Origin of the sequence: Streptomyces sp. 6N223 (assembly GCF_052246635.1) — a bacterium.
Lineage (GTDB): Bacteria > Actinomycetota > Actinomycetes > Streptomycetales > Streptomycetaceae > Streptomyces.
Map to the genome: position 1 here is coordinate 44,163 of NZ_JBQQCA010000011.1, position 19,529 is coordinate 63,691.

At 71.5% G+C, this 19,529-nt stretch carries 15 protein-coding genes; 9 read left to right on the forward strand and 6 right to left on the reverse strand.

Features of this window, described 5'->3' with window-relative positions; genetic code table 11:
- Positions 1-342: 342 nt before the first annotated feature.
- The 5 genes from ACTWQH_RS09785 to ACTWQH_RS09805 form a co-directional block, all read right to left on the reverse strand.
- The gene (locus ACTWQH_RS09785) at positions 343-1,152 is read right to left on the reverse strand and encodes a succinate dehydrogenase/fumarate reductase iron-sulfur subunit (RefSeq protein ID WP_443286011.1); all 810 of its coding nucleotides are present in this window, start codon (positions 1,150-1,152) and stop codon (positions 343-345) included.
- Positions 1,149-3,029, reverse strand: coding sequence for a fumarate reductase/succinate dehydrogenase flavoprotein subunit (locus ACTWQH_RS09790; protein ID WP_443286012.1), 1,881 nt, complete (start codon positions 3,027-3,029; stop codon positions 1,149-1,151). The genes ACTWQH_RS09785 and ACTWQH_RS09790 overlap by 4 nt, the downstream gene beginning before the upstream one ends.
- 33 nt (positions 3,030-3,062) lie before the next feature.
- The gene (locus ACTWQH_RS09795) at positions 3,063-3,878 is read right to left on the reverse strand and encodes a hypothetical protein (protein WP_443286013.1); all 816 of its coding nucleotides are present in this window, start codon (positions 3,876-3,878) and stop codon (positions 3,063-3,065) included.
- Between the two features lie 129 nt (positions 3,879-4,007).
- Entirely contained in the window at positions 4,008-4,304 is a 297-nt protein-coding gene (locus ACTWQH_RS09800) for a hypothetical protein (RefSeq protein ID WP_443286014.1), read from the reverse strand.
- A 124-nt stretch (positions 4,305-4,428) separates the two neighbouring features.
- A complete protein-coding gene (locus ACTWQH_RS09805; RefSeq protein WP_443286015.1) occupies positions 4,429-4,620 on the reverse strand; it encodes a hypothetical protein in 192 nt (63 codons plus the stop codon).
- A gap of 312 nt (positions 4,621-4,932) precedes the next feature.
- Here ACTWQH_RS09805 and ACTWQH_RS09810 point away from each other — a divergent pair, with 312 nt between their 5' ends.
- Together ACTWQH_RS09810 and typA are read left to right on the forward strand one after the other, a co-directional pair.
- The gene (locus ACTWQH_RS09810) at positions 4,933-7,017 is read left to right on the forward strand and encodes an ABC transporter family substrate-binding protein (protein WP_443286016.1); all 2,085 of its coding nucleotides are present in this window, start codon (positions 4,933-4,935) and stop codon (positions 7,015-7,017) included.
- A 30-nt stretch (positions 7,018-7,047) separates the two neighbouring features.
- The gene (gene typA, locus ACTWQH_RS09815; RefSeq protein WP_443286017.1) at positions 7,048-8,913 is read left to right on the forward strand and encodes a translational GTPase TypA; all 1,866 of its coding nucleotides are present in this window, start codon (positions 7,048-7,050) and stop codon (positions 8,911-8,913) included.
- Positions 8,914-9,087: 174 nt separating this feature from the next.
- Here the strand turns inward: typA and ACTWQH_RS09820 are convergent, their stop codons facing one another.
- Entirely contained in the window at positions 9,088-10,350 is a 1,263-nt protein-coding gene (locus ACTWQH_RS09820; protein WP_443286018.1) for a hypothetical protein, read from the reverse strand.
- A 207-nt stretch (positions 10,351-10,557) separates the two neighbouring features.
- On the opposite strand from ACTWQH_RS09820, the gene ACTWQH_RS09825 reads away from it, so the two are divergent.
- The 7 genes from ACTWQH_RS09825 to ACTWQH_RS09855 all read left to right on the forward strand — a co-directional run bounded on the left by ACTWQH_RS09825 (position 10,558) and on the right by ACTWQH_RS09855 (position 19,514).
- Positions 10,558-12,204, forward strand: coding sequence for a peptide ABC transporter substrate-binding protein (locus ACTWQH_RS09825; RefSeq protein ID WP_443286019.1), 1,647 nt, complete (start codon positions 10,558-10,560; stop codon positions 12,202-12,204).
- A 2-nt stretch (positions 12,205-12,206) separates the two neighbouring features.
- Positions 12,207-13,130 carry an ABC transporter permease gene (locus ACTWQH_RS09830; protein ID WP_443286020.1) on the forward strand — a complete coding sequence of 308 codons (924 nt, stop codon included), beginning with the start codon at positions 12,207-12,209 and terminating at the stop codon, positions 13,128-13,130.
- On the forward strand, positions 13,123-14,040 hold the full coding sequence (locus ACTWQH_RS09835; RefSeq protein ID WP_443286021.1) for an ABC transporter permease: 918 nt from the start codon (positions 13,123-13,125) through the stop codon (positions 14,038-14,040). The genes ACTWQH_RS09830 and ACTWQH_RS09835 overlap by 8 nt, the downstream gene beginning before the upstream one ends.
- Before the next feature lie 100 nt (positions 14,041-14,140).
- Entirely contained in the window at positions 14,141-15,127 is a 987-nt protein-coding gene (locus ACTWQH_RS09840; RefSeq protein WP_443286088.1) for an ABC transporter ATP-binding protein, read from the forward strand.
- A complete protein-coding gene (locus ACTWQH_RS09845) occupies positions 15,117-16,157 on the forward strand; it encodes an ABC transporter ATP-binding protein (RefSeq protein ID WP_443286022.1) in 1,041 nt (346 codons plus the stop codon). The genes ACTWQH_RS09840 and ACTWQH_RS09845 overlap by 11 nt, the downstream gene beginning before the upstream one ends.
- A gap of 454 nt (positions 16,158-16,611) precedes the next feature.
- A complete protein-coding gene (locus tag ACTWQH_RS09850) occupies positions 16,612-17,625 on the forward strand; it encodes an ABC transporter permease (RefSeq protein WP_443286023.1) in 1,014 nt (337 codons plus the stop codon).
- 68 nt (positions 17,626-17,693) lie between these two features.
- Positions 17,694-19,514: an ABC transporter substrate-binding protein gene (locus ACTWQH_RS09855; RefSeq protein WP_443286024.1), complete on the forward strand. Its 1,821-nt coding sequence runs from the start codon at positions 17,694-17,696 to the stop codon at positions 19,512-19,514.
- Positions 19,515-19,529 lie beyond the last annotated feature (15 nt).

A 19,529-nucleotide genomic window follows, 5' to 3' on the forward strand; every position in this document is an offset into this window, starting at 1 on the left:
CGGCGGCTCAGCGAGACGGGCCGGACCCCGGCTCGACGCGCTCCACGAGGTAGTGAGCCGGAGGATCCGCGGCCGGCCCGCCGGCTCCGACGCGAAGGCTGAGCCGCGAAACGAGGCGTTGCGCCTCGGCGCGTGTGGCGCAGTGTCCTATGCGGTAGCGACCGCCGTTCTCATCCTGCCGGATCACCTGCCACGGGCGCAGGTTGCTGGCGTTCATCCCTCACCCCCTGTCCGCATATGCCAGACCCTACGCCAGCACATCACCGTGCGCACACGGATTAGGCCACTGCCATAGTCCACAGGGGGCCGGGCCGAGGGCCAGGGGGTGGGGACGAACCCTCGCTAGTCCGACTTCTTCCGGCGGCGGATGCGGCTGCCGAGCCAGACGATGGGGTCGTACTTGCGGTCGACGGCCCTCTCCTTCATCGGGATCAGGGCGTTGTCCGTGATCTTGATGCCCTCGGGGCAGACCTCGGTGCAGCACTTGGTGATGTTGCAGAACCCCAGCCCGTGCTCCTCCTGGATCGCCCGCTGCCGGTCCAGGCCCTCCCGCTCCGCGTCGTCCAGCGGGTGCATGTCCAGCTCCGCCATCCGCATCAGGAAGCGCGGCCCGGCGAACGCCTGCTTGTTCTCCTCGTGGTCGCGCACCACGTGGCACACGTCCTGGCACAGGAAGCACTCGATGCACTTGCGGAACTCCTGCGAGCGCCCCACGTCCTCCTGCTGCATCCGGTACTCGCCGGGCCCCAGCCCCTCCGGCGGCACGAACGAGGGGATCTCGCGCGCCTTCTGGTAGTTGAAGCCGACGTCCGTCACCAGGTCCCGCACCACCGGGAAGGTCCGCAGTGGCGTGATCGTGATCGTCTCGTCCCGCTCGAACTGCGACATCCGCGTCATACACATCAGGCGCGGCCGCCCGTTGATCTCCGCGCTGCACGAGCCGCACTTGCCCGCCTTGCAGTTCCACCGCACCGCCAGGTCCGGGGCCTGTGTGGCCTGGAGCCGGTGGATGATGTCGAGCACGACCTCGCCCTCGTTCACCTCCACGGTGAAGTCCGCGAGCCCGCCGCCCCCGGAGTCCCCGCGCCACACCCGGAAGCGGGCGTCGTAGCGTGTGCTTGGGCTTGCGGTGCTGTCGGCCGCCGTGGTCATGAGGCGAGCTCCTCGTCGGTCAGGTACTTCGCGAGTTCTTCCTTGTCGAACAGCTCCAGCAGATCGGAGCGCATCGGCGGCAGGTCCCGGCGGGTCAGCTCCACCCGGCCCGAAGCGTTCACCGTGCACAGCAGGTTGACGCGCCGCCAGTCGCGGTCCATCTGCGGGTAGTCGTCCCGGGTGTGGCCGCCGCGGGACTCGGTGCGCTCCTTGGCCGCCAGCGCCACGCACTCGCTGACCAGCAGCATGTTCCGCAGGTCGAGCGCGAGATGCCAGCCCGGGTTGTACTGCCGGTGGCCCTCCACGCCCGCGCGCCGCGCGCGCTCGCGCAGCTCGCCCAGGCGCTCCAGCGCCTCGGTCACCTCCGACTCGCGCCGGATGATGCCGACCAGGTCGTTCATCGTCTGCTGGAGATCCTGCTGCACCGCGTACGGGTTCTCGTCGCCGCCCTCGCCCTCGAAGGGGCGCAACGCCTCCTCGCGCGCCGTCGCGATCTGGTCCTCGGCCGCCACCGGGCGTTCGCCCTCGCCGATCCCGGCCGCGTACTCGGCGGCGTACAGCCCGGCCCGCCGGCCGAAGACCAGCAGGTCGGACAGGGAGTTGCCGCCCAGCCGGTTGGAGCCGTGCATGCCGCCGGCCACCTCGCCGGCCGCGTACAGCCCCGGCACGCCGGTGGCCGCCGCCGTGTCCGGGTCGACGTCCACGCCGCCCATCACGTAGTGGCAGGTCGGGCCGACCTCCATCGGCTCCTTGGTGATGTCCACGTCCGCGAGCTGCTTGAACTGGTGGTGCATGGACGGCAGCCGCCGCACGATCTCCTCGGCCGGCATCCGGGTCGAGACGTCCAGGAACACCCCGCCGTGCGGCGAGCCGCGCCCCGCCTTCACCTCGGAGTTGATCGCGCGGGCCACCTCGTCGCGGGGCAGCAGCTCCGGCGGGCGGCGGTTGTGGTCGGGGTCGGTGTACCAGCGGTCGGCCTCGGCCTCGTCCTGGGCGTAGTGCTCCTTGAACACCTCGGGGACGTAGTCGAACATGAAGCGCTTGCCCTCGCTGTTGCGCAGCACCCCGCCGTCGCCGCGCACCGACTCGGTGACGAGGATCCCCTTCACCGAGGGCGGCCAGACCATCCCGGTCGGGTGGAACTGCACGAACTCCATGTTCACCAGCGGCGCGCCCGCCAGCAGCGCCAGCGCGTGCCCGTCGCCGGTGTACTCCCAGGAGTTGGAGGTGACCTTGAACGACTTGCCGATGCCGCCGGTGGCCAGCACCACCGCCGGGGCGTCGATGACGAAGAACGTCCCCGACTCGCGGTCGTAGGCGAAGACGCCGGCGACGCGGCCGTCCTCGGCCTTCAGCACCCGCGTGACGGTGCACTCGGCGAAGACCTTCAGCTTCGCCTCGTACTCCCCGGTCTCCTTGAAGTCCTCCTGCTGGAGGGCGACCACCCGCTGCTGGAGGGTGCGGATCATCTCCAGGCCCGTGCGGTCGCCGACGTGCGCCAGGCGCGGGAACTCGTGGCCGCCGAAGTTGCGCTGCGAGATCCTGCCGTCCTTGGTGCGGTCGAAGAGTGCGCCCCAGGTCTCCAGCTCCCACACCCGGTCGGGCGCCTCGCGGGCGTGCAGCTCCGCCATCCGCCACTGGTTGAGGAACTTCCCGCCCCGCATGGTGTCGCGGAAGTGCACCGACCAGCCGTCGCCGGAGTTCACGTTGCCCATGCTGGCGGCGATGCCGCCCTCCGCCATCACCGTGTGGGCCTTGCCGAACAGCGACTTGCAGATCACCGCCGTGCGCAGCCCCTGCTCACGCGCCTCGATCGCCGCCCGCAGCCCGGCGCCGCCCGCGCCGACCACCACCACATCCCACGACTGCCGCTCCACTTCGCTCGTCTCCTTGTCGTCTTCGGGGGTTTGTCAGAACAGCTGCGGGTCGTCGAACACGTCGGTGGCCAGCAGGTACACGTACAGGTCGGTCAGGCCCAGGCTCGTGAGCGAGGCCCAGGCGAGCAGCGCGTGGCGGCCGTTGAGGCGGCTGATCCACGTCCACATGCGGTAGCGCAGCGGGTGCGCCGAGAAGTTCTTCAGCCGGCCGCCGAAGATGTGGCGGCAGGAGTGGCAGGAGAGGGTGTACGCCCACACCAGCGTGATGTTGACCAGGCCGAGCAGGGTGCCCAGGCCCGCGTGGCCCCACTCGTAGTGCTCGTCGCGGAAGCCGAGGATGGCGTCGTAGGTGAGGATCACGGCGATGCCCGCCGAGGCGTAGAAGAAGTACCGGTGGCTGTTGTTGAGCAGCAGCGGGAAGCGGGTCTCGCCGGAGTACGCCGTGTGCGGCTCGGCGACCGCGCAGGCCGGCGGGGAGCCCCAGAAGCTGCGGAAGTACGCCTTGCGGTAGTAGTAGCAGGTCAGCCGGAAGCCCAGCGGCAGGAAGAGGAACAGCAGCGCGGGGGAGAGCGACCACCAGTCGCCGAACAGCGCCCAGTTGGGGCCGCCGCGCATCTCCTCGCAGTTCTCCGCCAGGCAGGGGGAGTAGAACGGCGAGACGTAGGGCGCGGCGTAGTAGTCGGCGTTCGCGAACGCCCGCCAGGTGGCGTAGACGATGAACGCCAGCAGCCCTGCCACGACCAGTGTCGGCTGCAGCCACCAGCGGTCGGTGCGCAGGTGCCGCTCGTCGATGGCGGCCCGCGCGGGGGCAGGGGAGGGCGGCGGTGGGGTGTCGATTTCGGTGGCCAAGGAACTCTCCGAGCGAGATGGGGCGAGGCGCGCTGCGTTGCGCTGCGTTGGGGGATGGGCGTGCTGGCGTTGCCGTGGGCGCGCGGCGCGAGGGGGCGCGCCACGGCGTCAGCGGGTGGGCCGGCTAGATCAAGGGCGGTGGCATCCCAGACCCTCGTCGTCGGCGCCTACCCACAGCCGGTGGTCGTACGGGGCGTCGGGCACCCGTATCGGCTCCGCCGCCGGCTCGCCCGCCCGCGCCGGTGACGGCGGCCGCGACACCGAGGCGGCGCCGAGCAGCTCCAGGCTCTCCCGCAGGTGGTCCGCGTCGCTGCGCACCCGGCGCACCTCGAGAACGCCGCCCAGCTCCCGTTCCAGGCGGGAGACGCAGCGCGCCAGATCATCCACGCAGCGCTGTGCGGCGCGGAGCTCCTCGTGCAGCGACATCGCTCAAACACCTCCGTTGCGACCACCTCCAGCGGTGGCGCGTCACCGGACCCTGCGAGTCTGTCCCCTCGGACTGCCTGTTGGGAAGAGGGCCGCACCCCTCGGGTGAAGCCGTCAACGGCGGTCAACGCCCTGTGCCCGGTGCCAGGACCGCCAGCAGGTCCTCGTCCAGCGCCTCGTCGGGCGGCCGACGGGTGGCGAGCACCCGGTACCACAGGGTGCCGAAGACGATGTAGAGCACCGTCTCCGGCGAGGGCCGCTCCGGCAGGTCGCAGCCGGCGCGGGCGGCGATGCCCTCCACGGTGAGGCCGGGCACGCCCGCCTCGTCGACCAGCCGCAGCGCGGCGGCCAGGATCGCCTCCCGGCTCGCCTCGCTGCGCCGGCGCCCGGGCCGGGACGGCGTGGGGCGGGTGTGGTGGGTGGGGCGGCGGGGGATGGGATCGGCTCCGGGCTCGCTGGCATGGGCGCCAGCGTATGAGCCGGACGGGTGGCCTGGCCGCGCCCGGCCGCCGTGTCGCCGCCGGGCGGGCGGGGGCGTCCCCGTTAAGTGGGCAGCGAGGCGCGCCGGTGTGATCAGCAGACAGGCTTGCTGAGCCGGGCGCCTCGCCGACCCCGGAGGTGTCCCACCATGTCCGTGCCCGCGCGCCGCGCTGCGGCGCTCCTCGCGGCGGCGCTGCTCACCCCCGCCACCCCCCTGCTCGCGGGCTGCACCGGCTCGGACGAACGGGAGGGGTCCGCCTCCGTCTCCGCCTCCCAGTCCGTGGCCGTCGCCCGCCGGGCACAGCTGACCAGCGGGGGAACGGTCACCTGGGGCGTTGACGAGCTGCCCGACAGCCTGAACGCCTACCACGAGGACGCCGGGCCGGTGACCGAGCACGTCGCGGGTGCGGTGCTGCCGATGCTCTTCACCCTCGACGCCCGGGGCCGGCCGCGGCTGAACACCGACTACCTGCGCACCGCCGAGATCACCGACCGCGAGCCGAGGCAGCGCGTCGTCTACACCCTCCACCCGAAGGCCGCGTGGAGCGACGGCGAGCCGATCGGCGTCGAGGACTTCCACGCGCAGTGGCGGGCGCTCAGCGGCCAGGACACCGACTACGCCGGGGCGCGCGCCGCCGGCTACGAGCGCATCGAGAGCGTCGCCGAGGGCCCGGGCCCGCGCCAGGTCACCGTCACCTTCGCCCGGCCGTACGCCGACTGGCGGTCGCTGTTCAGCCCGCTCTACCCGCGCTCGGTCACCTCCGATCCCGGGCGTTTCAACGAGGGCGCACGCCAGGACCCTCCGCCGGCGGGCGGGCCGTTCGCGGTCGAGAGCGTGGACCGCGAGGCCGGGACGATCACGCTGGCCCGCAACGAGGAGTGGTGGGGGCGGCCCGCGCTGCTGGACGAGCTGGTCTTCGCGGCCGTGCCGGGCGGCAGGCGGCAGGCCGCGCTGCTGGCGGGCGAGCTCGACCTGGCGGAGGTCTCGGCCTCCGACGCCGAGCGGATCACCGCCGCGGCGGAGAGCGCGCCCGGGGCGCAGGGCCCCGGGCCGCTTCGCGAGCGGGGCGCCGTGGACACCGCGGCGGCCATGCACGCGTGGGCCACGGCGCGGCTGACCGAGGAGACGGGGCAGACCGGCGAGACGGGGGAGTCCGGCTCGGACGACAGCGCGGCAGCGGAGCGGGCCCGGGAGCGCTACGCCCGCACCCTCACCGACGCCGAGCGCGCCCGCGAGCTCACCCTCGTCTCCCGCGAGGCCGTCCTGCGCGAGCGGCTGCGCGACTTCGCCGTCTACCGGGCCTACGACGCCGGTTACACGCAGCTCACGCTGAACGGCGCGTCCCCGGCGCTGCGCGACGAGCGGGTGCGCTGGGCGCTGGCCCGCGCCATCGACCGCGAGGCCCTGGCCGAGGAGGTCCACGAACCGGCCGGGCTCCCCGCCGAACCCCTCGGCAGCCACCTGCGCACCGTCGGCCAGGCGGGCTACCAGGACAACAGCGAAGCCCTCGGCGACAGCGGCACCACCGCCGCGGCCGCCCTCCTGGAGGAGGCGGGCTGGGAACTCGCCGCGCGTCCTGGCACGACCGACGACGGCGCGAACACCGACGACGGTGACCCGGGGGGAGCCGAAGCGGGCGCGGGCGACGGGCGCGCGGCCAAGCAGGGCCGGGGCGCGGCCCCGGCCTCGCCCCCGCTCGTGCGGACCAAGCAGGGCGAGGCCCTTGAGCTGCGCTTCCTCGTCCCCGACGGCCCCGGCTCCGGGCAGCTCCGGGCCACCGGCCGCCGCATCGTGACGATGCTGGAGGGCATCGGCGTAAGCGCGGACCTCACCGAGGTCCCGGCCGAGGATTTCTTCGCCGAGCGCGTCCCCGGCGGCGACTTCGACCTGGCGCTCTACTCCTGGCCCGCCACCGCCTACCCGGCCACCGACGCGCAGCCGCTCTTCGCCAAGCCGCAGGCGCTCCCCGGCGGCCAGATGCTGGTCGGCCAGAACTACACCCGCCTCGGCACCGACTACATCGACCAGCTCCTGCGGCAGGCGGCGGGCGAGCTGGACGAGGCCGAGCACGCCGAGCTGCTGAACAAGGCCGACGCCCGGCTGTGGGCGGTGGCGGGCTCCATCCCCCTCTACCAGCCGCCGCAGCTCGTCGCCGCCCGCGCCGACCTCGCCGGCGTCGGCGCGCACGGTATGGCCACCCCCCGCTACCAGGACATCGGATACCGCCGCTGACCACTCCGGGCCCACCGTACGATTACAGCCATGCCCACGCGCCACGACATCCGCAATGTCGCCATCGTCGCCCACGTCGACCACGGCAAGACCACGCTCGTCGACGCCATGCTGCGACAGGCGGGTGCCTTCGCCGCCCACCAGCAGGTGGACGAGCGGGTCATGGACACCGGGGACCTGGAGCGGGAGAAGGGGATCACGATCCTCGCCAAGAACACCGCCGTCCGGTACCACCCGAAGGGCGGCGGCCCGGTGGTGATCAACATCATCGACACCCCCGGCCACGCCGACTTCGGCGGCGAGGTGGAGCGCGGGCTGTCCATGGTGGACGCGGTCGTGCTGCTCGTCGACGCCTCCGAGGGCCCGCTGCCGCAGACCCGCTTCGTGCTGCGCAAGGCGCTCCAGGCCCGGCTCCCCGTCATCCTCTGCGTCAACAAGACCGACCGGCCCGACGCCCGCATCACACAGGTGCTCAACGAGACCTACGACCTCTTCCTCGACCTGGACGCCGACGAGGAGCAGATCGAGTTCCCCATCGTCTACGCCTGCGCCCGCGACGGCGTCGCCTCGCTGACCCAGCCCGCCGACGGCACGGTCCCGGCCGACAGCGACAGCCTGGAGCCGTTCTTCACCACCCTCCTCGACACCGTCCCGGCGCCCGTCTACGAGGAGGGCGCCCCGCTCCAGGCGCACGTCACCAACCTCGACGCGGACAACTTCCTCGGCCGGATCGCCCTGTGCCGCATCCGCGCCGGCAGCCTGCGCAAGGGCCAGACCGTGGCGTGGCTGCGCCGCGACGGCACCGCCCGCAACGTCCGCGTCACCGAGCTGCTGATGACCGAGGCGCTGACCCGCCGCCCCGCCGAGCAGGCCGGGCCCGGCGACATCTGCGCGGTGGCCGGCATCCCGGACATCATGATCGGCGAGACGCTGGCCGACCCGGCCGACCCGGTGGCGCTGCCGCTGATCACCGTGGACGAGCCGGCGATCTCCATGACCATCGGCACCAACACCTCGCCGCTGGCCGGCCGCGGCGGCAAGGGCCACAAGCTCACGGCCCGGCTGGTGAAGGACCGCCTCGACCGGGAGCTGGTGGGCAACGTCAGCCTGCGCGTGCTGCCGACGGAGCGCCCGGACGCCTGGGAGGTGCAGGGCAGGGGCGAGCTGGCGCTGGCCATCCTGGTGGAGACGATGCGCCGGGAGGGCTTCGAGCTGACGGTCGGCCGCCCCGAGGTGGTCACCCGCCAGATCGACGGCCAGGTCCACGAGCCGGTGGAGCGGATGACGATCGACGCCCCCGAGGAGCACCTGGGCGCGATCACGCAGCTCATGGCGGGCCGCAAGGGCCGGATGGAGACCATGGTCAACCACGGCTCGGGCTGGGTGCGCATGGAGTTCCTGGTGCCCTCGCGCGGCCTGATCGGCTTCCGCACCGAGTTCCTGACGGAGACCCGGGGCACGGGCATCGCCCACAGCATCTTCGAATGCCACGAGCCCTGGGCGGGCGAGCTGCGCACCCGCCGCAGCGGCTCCCTCGTCGCGGACCGCACCGGCGTGGCCACGGCGTACGCCATGCTCAACCTCCAGGAGCGCGGCACGATCTTCGTCGAGCCGGGCACCGACGTGTACGAGGGCATGATCGTCGGCGAGAACTCCCGCTCCGACGACATGGACGTGAACATCACCAAGGAGAAGAAGCTCACCAACATCCGCTCCTCCACGGCCGAGACCACGGAGAACCTGGTGCCGCCGCGCAAGCTGTCGCTGGAGCAGTGCCTGGAGTTCTGCCGCGAGGACGAGTGCGTGGAGGTGACCCCGACCGAGGTCCGCATCCGCAAGGTCGTCCTCGACCAACGCGAACGCCTCCGAGCCGCGGCCCGCGCGAAGCGCGCGTAGCCCGCCCACCCGACCCCGGGGCTCCGCCCCGCCCCCGCCGGGGGCGAGCGGCGCGTCTGCCGACGGCGCTCCGTCCCCGGCTGGCGCGTCTGCCGACGGCGCTCGCCCCCGGGTGGGTGCCGGGGTGTGGGCGGCAAACGGGGTCCGGGGCGGAGCCCCGTGGGGCGGGCGGGACTACCCCTCCTCGCTCCCCAGCACGATCGTGCTCCACGTGAACCCGTCCGCCGATACGCGGTAGTGCCCCGCGTGGTCGAGATCCGTCAGCAGATACCCGGCACGCGTCAGCGCCGGCTCCTCCGGCGGCGGCCCTGGCCGCTCAACCGCGAAGCTTCGCCCCCCGTCCCGGCTGACGTAGATCGCGTCGTCGCCGTACACGACCAGGCTGCCGTCGGCCGCCGCGATGGGCGTGCCGATGACCGAGCCGGGGCGGCTGGAGGAGTCCTCGTGCGTCCACACCCGCTGCCAGGACCGCCCGTCGTCCCCGCTGACGTGGATGCCGAGCAGCGTGCTGCCGTACAACCCCGCCTGCGCGTCGCTGTCGCCGCCGTGGTCCGCGACGCCGGACTCGAAGGCGTACAGCCCGTCGGGACCGGCCACCAGCCGCAGCTCGCGGTAGCCGGCCGAGCCGGCGAACGCCGGGGCGGTGGGCAGCGGCGCCAGCGTGCGCCAGCCGCGGCCCTCGTCCTGCGAGACGGCGAGCGCGGACGCGCCGGTGACCGGGTCGACGCCGGCGACCCAGTGCCTGCCGTCGGGCAGCAGGCCGGGCGTGCTCAGCTCCTCCAGCGGCGGCTGCCGCTCCAGCAGCCGGTACTCCGCGGTCCGGGGCATCAACGCCGCCAGCCGCTCGTCGACGAGCGCCACGTGCGAGCCCTCGGGTATCGCCGGGACCGTGCCGGAGGTCCCGGCGTCGCCGCGCCGCCAGCTGCGGCCGGCGTCGTCGGTCACCCAGACCGTGTCCCCGATGTCGTCCAGCACGGCGCCGGTCACCGAGGACAGGCGCGCGTGGCCGGCCGAGGCGGCCTCGACGACGAAGCCGAACTCGGTGCGGTCGCCCGTGGGCAGCGGGGTGTCGCGCAGCTCCCAGGTGCCCGACTCGCCGTCCAGCGCCGCCAGGCTGTAGGTGCAGCCGCGGGCGGTGCCGTACGGCAGGCCGTCCTGACAGTCCGCCAGCAGCACGAAGCCGTGGCTGTCGTCGGCGAAGTCCAGCGCGATGACCTGCCCGGGCAGCGCGGCGTCGGAGGGGATCAGCGGCGCCTGGACGGAGGGCGCGGGGGTTGGCGTCGCGGCGGGGTCGGCGGGACGGCCGTCCGCCGCCGGCTCGGAGCCGCTGGAGCAGCCCAGCAGCGCGCCGGCGGCCAGCACGGTGGCGAGGGCGCCGGCGAGAACGGTGAGGGAAGGGGTGGGGGGATCGGGGGGCTTGGACGAGCGGCTGCGCATTGTGCCTTCTCCCGTCGTGCGGAATCGACACTGAGTCGTTATCAAAATGATATGTCAGGGATCGCGTCCGGCATATGGGGGGTTTCTCGCAACACGCAGGTCTCGGCCACGCTCTGATGGCGGACAAAAAACCTCAAAAGGGATCTCATGGTCTTTCGTGCGGCCATCCCCGCGCGAGAAGCCGGTCAGGATCCAGGAGGCATCCCGATGCGCCCAGCGACGCGCCTTGCCGTGGCCCTCGCCACCGCGACAGTCCTCGCCCCGGCCGCGGCGGGCTGCGGCGGCGGCGACGACGGTTACGGCGGCACGGCGACCGCCGAGGGTGCCGTCGTGCGCGCCTCCTGGGGCGACCCGGCCCACCCGCTGGAGCCCGCCAACACCAACGAGGTCCAGGGCGGCAAGGTCCTCGACATGATCTTCCGGGGCCTGAAGCGCTACAACCCGGAGACCGGCGAGGCCGAGGACATGATGGCCGAATCGATCGAGACCGACGACCAGCGGAACTTCACCATCACCATCGAGCCCGGCTGGACCTTCCAGGACGGCACCCCGGTCACCGCAAGCTCCTACGTCGACGCCTGGAACTACGGCGCCCACATCGACAACGCCCAGGTCGGCAGCTACTTCTTCCAGTTCATCGAGGGCTACGAGGACGTCCACCCCACCGAGGCGAACGCCGAGCCCACCGCCGACACCATGAGCGGCCTGAAGGTCACGGGCGACCACACCTTCACCGTCGAGCTGAGCCAGCCCTTCTCCCTGTGGCCCGAGACCCTCGGCTACGCCGCCTACGCCCCGCTCCCCAAGGCGTTCTTCGACGACCACGACGCCTGGCTGGCCAAGCCCATCGGCAACGGCCCCTACCGGATCGCCTCCTACACGCCCGGCCAGGGCATGAACCTGGTCACCTACGAGAAGTACACCGGCGACGACAAGCCGAAGAACGACGGCGTCGAGCTGCGGGTCTACACCGACAACAACACCGCCTACACCGACCTCCAAGCCGGCAACCTCGACCTCATCGACGACGTGCCCGCCTCGCAGCTCCAGAACGCCCCGGCCGACCTCGCCGACCGCTACATCAACCAGCCCGCCGGCATCATCCAGACCGTCTCCTTCCCGCTCTACGACCGCAGGTGGCGCGGCGAGAACGGCCGCAAGATCCGCCAGGGCCTGTCCATGGCGATCGACCGCGAGGCCATCACCTCCAAGATCTACTTCGACACCCGCACCCCCGCCCGCGACTTCACCTCACCCGTCCTCGGCGAGTCCGGCGGCTACGACCCCGGCATGTGCGGGGAGCTGTGCGAGTACCACCCCGACCGGGCCCGCCGCCTGATCGAGGACGCCGGCGGCCTCCCCGGCGGCTCCGTCACCCTCTCCTCCAACGTCGACACCGGCTCCCACCGCCAGTGGATGGACGCCGTCTGCAACAGCATCAACAACGTCCTCGGCGACACCGGCGCCTGCACCGTCAACCCCATCCCCACCTTCGCCGACTTCCGCAACCAGATCATGGCCGACGAGATGACCGGCATGTTCCGTACCGGCTGGCAGATGGACTACCCCCTCATCCAGAGCTTCCTCCAGCCGGTGTACTACACCGACGCCTCCTCCAACGACGCCGGCTACAGCAACCCCCGCTTCGACCGCCTCCTCGACCGCGCCAACGCCACCCCCGACGCCGAGGAGGCCGTCGACCTCCTCCAGGACGCCGAGGAGCTGATCGCCCACGACCTCCCGGCGATCCCGCTCTGGTACCAGAACGGCACCGCCGGCTACTCCGAACGCCTCGGCGACGTCCGCCTCAACCCCTTCTCCGTTCCCGTCTTCACCGACATCCGGGTGAGCTGACCGTGGGGCGCTACATCATCCGGCGCCTGATCCAGATGGTCCCGGTCTTCCTCGGCGTCACCTTCCTCATCTTCGTCATGGTGTACGCCCTGGGCGACCCCGTCACCGCGCTCTTCGGCGACCGCCCCCCCGACCCCGCCACCGCCGCCCGCCTCCGCGACGAGTTCAACCTCGACGAGCCCCTGTGGAAGCAGTACCTGCTCTACCTCGGCGACATCCTCACCGGCGACTTCGGCACCGCCTTCAACGGCCAGCCCGTCACCGACCTGATGGAGACGGCGTTCCCCATCAGCTTCCGCCTGATGCTCGTCGCCCTCGCCTTCGAGGCCGTCATCGGCATCACCCTCGGCGTCGTCACCGGCCTGCGCCGCGGCCGCCCCCTCGACACCGGCGTCCTGGTCGCCACCCTCGTCGTGATCGCCATCCCCACCTTCGTCCTCGGCACCACGCTGCAGTACGTCCTCGGCGTCGAACTCGGCTGGATCGAGCCGGCCGTCAGCCCCGGGGGAAACCTCGACGAGCTGCTCGTCCCCGGCCTCATCCTCGCCCTGGTCTCCCTCGCCTACGTCACCCGCCTCACCCGCACCTCGGTCGCCGAGAACACCCGCGCCGACTACATCCGCACCGCCATCGCCAAGGGCCTGCCGCGCCGCCGCACCACCGTGCGCCACCTGCTGCGCAACTCCCTCATCCCCGTCGTCACCTACCTCGGCGCCGACATCGGCAACCTCATGGCCGGCGCCATCGTCACCGAGCGCATCTTCAACATCCAGGGCGTCGGCTACCAGCTCTACCAGGGCATCCTCCGCCAGAACTCCCCCACCGTCGTCGGCTTCGTCACCGTGCTCGTCCTGATCTTCCTCCTCGCCAACCTGCTCGTCGACCTCCTCTACGCCGTGCTCGACCCGAGGATCCGCTATGCCTGAGACACCGCTCGAGGCCCAGGAAGACGCCGGCCCCGCCGCCTCCGGCATCCGTCTCGCCCCCGCCCGGGGCCTGGGCACCGACGCCTGGCACGACCTGCGCCGCAACCCCGTCTTCCTCGTCTCCGCGCTGCTGATCTTCTTCCTCGTCGTCATCGCCGTCTGGCCCGGCCTCATCGCCCCCGGCGACCCCCACCGCTGCGACCTCATGCGCTCCCTCGAAGGCCCCACCGCCGGCCACTGGTTCGGCTTCGACACCCAGGGCTGCGACGTCTACACCCGCACCGTCTACGGCGCCCGCGCCTCCATCGCCGTCGGCGTCTGCGCCACCCTCGGCGTCGCCCTCCTCGGCGGCGTCGTCGGCGGCCTCGCCGGCTTCTTCGGCGGCCCCTTCGACGCCGTCCTCTCCCGCATGACCGACGTCTTCTTCGGCATCCCCATGGTGCTGGGCGCCATCGTCTTCCTCAGCATGATCACGCTCACCGGCATCTGGCCGGTCGTCCTCGTCATCGCCGCCCTCGGCTGGCCGCCCGTCGCCCGCATCGCCCGCGGCTCGGTGATCACCGTCCGCCAGCAGGACTACGTCCTCGCCGCACGGGCCCTCGGCGCGGGCAACGCCCGGCTGCTGCTGCGCCACATCCTGCCCAACGCCCTCGCCCCCGTCATCGTGATGGCGACCATCGTGCTGGGCACCTTCATCGCCCTGGAGGCGACCCTCAGCTACCTCGGCGTCGGCCTCAAGCCCCCCACCGTCTCCTGGGGCGTGGACATCTCCGCCGCCTCCGACGGCATGCAGTTCCGCAACGCCCCCCACATCCTGCTCTACCCGGCCGCCGCGCTGAGCCTCACGGTGCTGGCGTTCATCATGCTCGGCGACGCCGTGCGCGACGCCCTCGACCCCAGACTGAGGTGACCTCGTGAGCGACGCACCAACGGCTCCCGGCCCGCAGGCAGCCTCGACGCCCGTACGCGGCCGCGCGGGCGGAGAGGCGACCGACGAGGAGGAGCCCGTCCTGCTGGAGGTGCGCGACCTGCGCGTGGAGTTCCACACCCGCGACGGCGTGGTCGGCGCCGTCAACGGCGTCTCCTACGCCGTCGACGCGGGCGAGACCCTCGCCGTGCTCGGCGAGTCCGGCTCCGGCAAGTCGGTGTCCGCGCAGGCCGTGATGGGCATCCTCGACATCCCGCCCGGCCGCGTCACCGGCGGCGAGATCCGCTTCGCCGGCCGCGACCTGCTCACCCTCGGCCCCGAGGAGCGGCGCCGCATCCGCGGCGAGCAGATGGCGATGATCTTCCAGGACGCGCTCTCCGCCCTCAACCCCGTGCTCCCCGTCGGCTACCAGCTCGCCGAGATGTTCCGCGTCCACCGCGGTGCCACCCGCAAGGAGGCAAGGGAGAACGCCGTCGAGCTGATGGAGCGCGTGCGCATCCCGGCGGCCCGGCAGCGGGCGGGCGACTACCCGCACCAGTTCTCCGGCGGCATGCGCCAGCGCATCATGATCGCCATGGCGCTGGCGCTCAGCCCCGAGCTGATCATCGCCGACGAGCCGACCACCGCCCTCGACGTCACCGTGCAGGCCCAGGTGATGGACCTCCTCGCCGAGCTCCAGCGGGAGTACCGGATGGGCCTGATCCTCATCACCCACGACCTCGGCGTCGTCGCCGACGTCGCCGACCGCATCGCCGTCATGTACGCGGGCCGCATCGTCGAACACGCGCCCGTCCACGAGCTGTACGCCGCCCCCGCGCACCCGTACACCAAGGGGCTGCTGGACTCCGTGCCACGCCTGGACCGCGCCGGCCGCGACGGGGGCGGCGAACTCCCCGTCATCCGCGGCCTGCCGCCCAGCCTGCTCGCCATCCCGCCCGGCTGCCCGTTCCACCCGCGCTGCCCGCTCGCCCAGCCCGTCTGCCGCGCCGAGCGGCCCCCGCTCTACGACGTCTCCGAGGGCCGCACCAGCGCCTGCCACCTCTGGAGGGAGTGCATCGGTGAGAGGTGAGGAAAGCGAGCCGGTCCTCGACGTCGCCGGCCTGGTCAAGAACTACCCGCTGACCCGGGGCGTCGTCCTCCGGCGCCAGATCGGCGCGGTGCAGGCCGTCTCGGGCGTCGACGCGGACCTCCGCCCGGGGGAGACCCTCGGCCTCGTGGGGGAGTCGGGCTGCGGCAAGTCCACCGTGGCGAAGCTGATGACCAGCCTGGAACGCCCCACCGCCGGCCGCATCCTCTACCAGGGCGAGGACATCACCCGCCTGACGGGCCGGGCGCTGAAGGCCGTGCGCCGCAACATCCAGCTCGTCTTCCAGGACCCCTACACCTCCCTCAACCCGCGGATGACGGTCGGCGACATCGTGGGCGAGCCCTTCGACATCCACCCCGAGGTCGTGCCGAAGGCCGGGCGCCTGGCGCGGGTGCGCGAGCTGCTGGAGGTCGTCGGCCTCAACCCGGAGTACATCAACCGCTACCCGCACCAGTTCTCCGGCGGCCAGCGCCAGCGCATCGGCATCGCCCGGGGCCTCGCGCTCAACCCGGCGATCATCGTCGCCGACGAGCCGGTCTCGGCCCTCGACGTCTCGGTCCAGGCCCAGGTGATCAACCTCATGGAGCGACTTCAGGCCGAATTCGGCCTCTCCTACGTCTTCATCGCCCACGACCTGTCGGTGGTGCGGCACATCTGTGACCGGATCGCCGTCATGTACCTGGGCAAGATCGTCGAGACCGGCACCGACGAGGAGATCTACGAGCATCCCACCCACCCCTACACCCAGGCGCTGCTCTCGGCCGTCCCCGTGCCCGACCCGGCCCGGCGCGGCCGGGGCGAACGCATCATCCTGACCGGCGACGTGCCCTCGCCCGCCGATCCGCCCTCCGGCTGCCGCTTCCGCACCCGCTGCTGGAAGGCCCAGCCGATCTGCGCCGAGATCGAGCCCCCGCTGGCCGTGCCACGGCATCTGAAGGACGCCCCGGACCCCGTACGCCACGACTCGGCCTGTCACTTCGCGGAGGAGAAGCAGCAGGTGACGAGCGGATAGGCAGACCACCGAGGCCGACGACGTCGGCCGCTGAGGCGGTGCCCCGCGCCGCCGAAGCGGCGCCGTCGGCGCCCGCCTTCGCGGCCAAGCACCGCGCAGCGGACATGTACCGGGGCGATGCGGACGCACTGGCCGCATCGCCCCGGTCTACGGCACCCGCACGGCCGTACCGCCTCAGTCTGGGGCGTTCGCATATCGGTGTGGCGTCCGGGGTGTTGCTTGCTTGTTAACACCGTGGGTTACGACTTGTCACCATATGTCAGATACAACGAACGCCCGTCAAGCACGTTTCGGCGTCAATACGCATAACATTGGCTTCCCAATTTGCCTTCATAGGCTTATACCAATGCTATGGCTTGACGAGAAAGTGTGTGCCTTGCCACAGTCGCGAGCTACACGATCTACACGCGCAACAAGTCCATGCAGCTCGTCCATTCCGTCGGGGGGCCGATAGATGTCCAGCCCAACCCAGGTCGCCAAGGCCGCCGAGCCTGCCGAGGGTTCCGCGACCGAGGAGGCGCCCGAACTGGTCGGCCGCTCGCCCGGGCAGCTGATGTGGCGTCGCTTCCGCCGCGACCGAGTCGGGGTTATATCCGCCTGCGTCGTGCTGTTTTTCTTCGTGATCGGTCTGCTTGCCCCGGTCATATCCTCTCTGTACGGAAAAGATCCGTACACCGGGTACGGCCTGCGGGACACCTCCCTGCTCAACGAGTTCGGCTACCCCATCAAGCCCAACGGCGGCATCGACGGCGAGTACTGGTTCGGCCTTGAGCCCCAGACCGGCAAGGACGTCTTCACCCTCCTGCTCTACAGCATCCGCAACTCGCTGCTCATCGCCACCGCCGTGGCCGTGATCGCCACCCTCATCGCGATCCTGCTGGGCATCACCGCCGGGTACCTCGGCGGCAAGGCGGACTACGTCATCAGCCGCTTCACCGACCTCCTGATGGCCTTCCCCCAGCAGCTCTTCTTCGTGGCGTTCCTGCCGATCGTCACCACGTTCTTCGTGTCGGGCCGCCGGGAGGAGACGCCCAAGTGGGTCGAGATCATCTCCGTCATCCTCGTGCTGTCGGTGCTGGGCTGGATGACCCTCGGCCGCATCCTGCGCGGCGTCACCCTCTCCCTGCGCGAGCGCGAGTTCGTCGAGGCGGCGAAGGTGAGCGGTGCCAGCCCGTGGCGCATCATCCGCAAGGAGCTGCTGCCCAACACCGTGTCGCCGATGCTGGTGCAGGCGACCTACATGCTGCCGAACTTCGTGACCAGCATCGCGGGCCTGTCCTTCCTCGGCGTCGGCATCACCGAGCCGACGCCCGACTGGGGCCGGATGTTCGCCACGGCCTCCGAGGTCTATCGCGAGGACATCACCTACATGTTCTTCCCCGGACTGGCGATGGTGGTCTTCATCGTCGCCTTCAACCTCCTGGGGGACTCGATCCGGGACGCCTTCGACCCGAAGACGGCGCGATGACCCCGTGCCGACCCACACCACCGACGTACTGGCTTGACAGACAACGAACGGGCAGGAGCTAAGAGACGATGAGCGAGACAGGACAGGCCAACGGGCACACCCTCAGACTGCCGCCTCACCTGACGAGGAGAGCCACGCTCGCCATGGGCGGCGGCCTCGTGCTCGCCGCGTGCAGCAGCGGCGGCGGTGGCGGCGGGAACACGGGCAACACCGAGGGCCCCAAGGAGCTGGAGGGCGTCCTCTTCGGCACCGAGGAGCAGTCGCGGGGCCCCGCCCCCGAGGTCGAGGGCGCCACGACCGGCGGCACCATCCATGTGCTGACCGAGGCCGGCCCCGAGCACCTGGACCCCGCCCAGATCTACGTCTCCCACGAGATGATGCACGCCAAGCTGCTCCACCGCGGCCTGACGGGGATCCAGCTCGACGCCCAGGGCAACTACACCGTCGTCGGCGACCTGGCCACCGACTCCGGCAAGACCTCCGACGACGGCAGGACCTGGAAGTTCACCCTCAAGGACGACATCCACTGGGAGAACGGCAGCCCCATCACCTCCGCCGACGTGCGGCACTCGGTGGAGCGGCTGTTCGCGGACTTCATCGCGCAGGGCCCCAAGTACCTCCAGGGCTGGCTGGCCGACGACCCGGCGGGCTACCGCGACCTGCTGCCCGGCGGCCCCTACGAGGGCGACCACCTGCCGGACGACGTCCTGGAGACCCCGGACGAGAAGACCGTCATCTTCCACTTCAAGAAGCCGCAGCTCGACCTGCCCTACTGCCTGGCGATGGCCGGCTACGCCATCGTCTCCATGGAGGGCGACACCAAGCAGGAGTACGACCGGGCGCCGGTGGCGTCCGGCCCCTACCGCATCGACAACTACTCGCCCGGCCGGGCCATGACCCTGGTGCGCAACGAGCACTGGATGGCCGAGACGGACCCCATACGCCACGCCTTCCCGGACCGCTGGGAGCTGTCCTACGGCCACACGCCCGAGGACTCCACCTCCCGCCTCATGGCCGACCGCGGCGACGACCAGTACGCCATCAGCTTCAGCAACGGCCTGGACGGCGGCAACGGCCCCACGGTGATGGAGGACCCGCAGTACGCCGACCGGCTGCTGGACGGCTACCAGCCGTACGTGTGGCAGCTCGCCATCAACCAGGACCGGGTCAAGGACAAGAAGGTCCGCGAGGCGATCCTCCACGCGCTGCCGCTCAACGGCGTTCTCAACGCCTACGGCGGTGCCCTCGGCGGCGAGTACGCCGGCGGCCTCATCAGCCCGCTCCTGCCCGGCTACCAGGCGGACTACGACCCGTACGGCAAGCTCGCCAAGCCCGAGGGGGACCTGGACAAGGCCCGGGCGCTCCTGGAGGAGGCCGACGCCGTCGGCACCACGCTGAACCTCTACCACGCCAACAGCGCCGAGGACCAGCAGTGGGGGCCCGCCGTCGAGGCCGCGCTGACGGACGCCGGCTTCGAGGTCAACAGGACCCAGGGCCCGCAGGAGACGTACTACGACGAGATCGGCACGGTCGACAACGGCCTGGACATCTACCGCGCCTCCTGGGGCCACGACTGGCTGTCCTCCTCCACCGTCATCCCGCCGCTCTTCGACAGCCGCCAGATCGAGGACGGCGCCGCCACCTACGCCCACCTCCGCGACGAGCACGTCGACTCCGAGATCGACCGGATCTCCCAGATCCCGGACCCGGAGGAGCAGGCCAGCGAGTGGTGGAAGCTCAACACCCACATCCTGGAGGAGATCCTCCCGGTGGTCCCCGGGTTCTTCTACCGGATGATCATGCTCCACGGCTCGAAGGTCGGAGGCGCGGTCTTCAACGACGACATCGGCAGCGTCGACCCCAACAAGGTCTTCGTCGCCGACGCGTGACCGATCCGTCCCCGG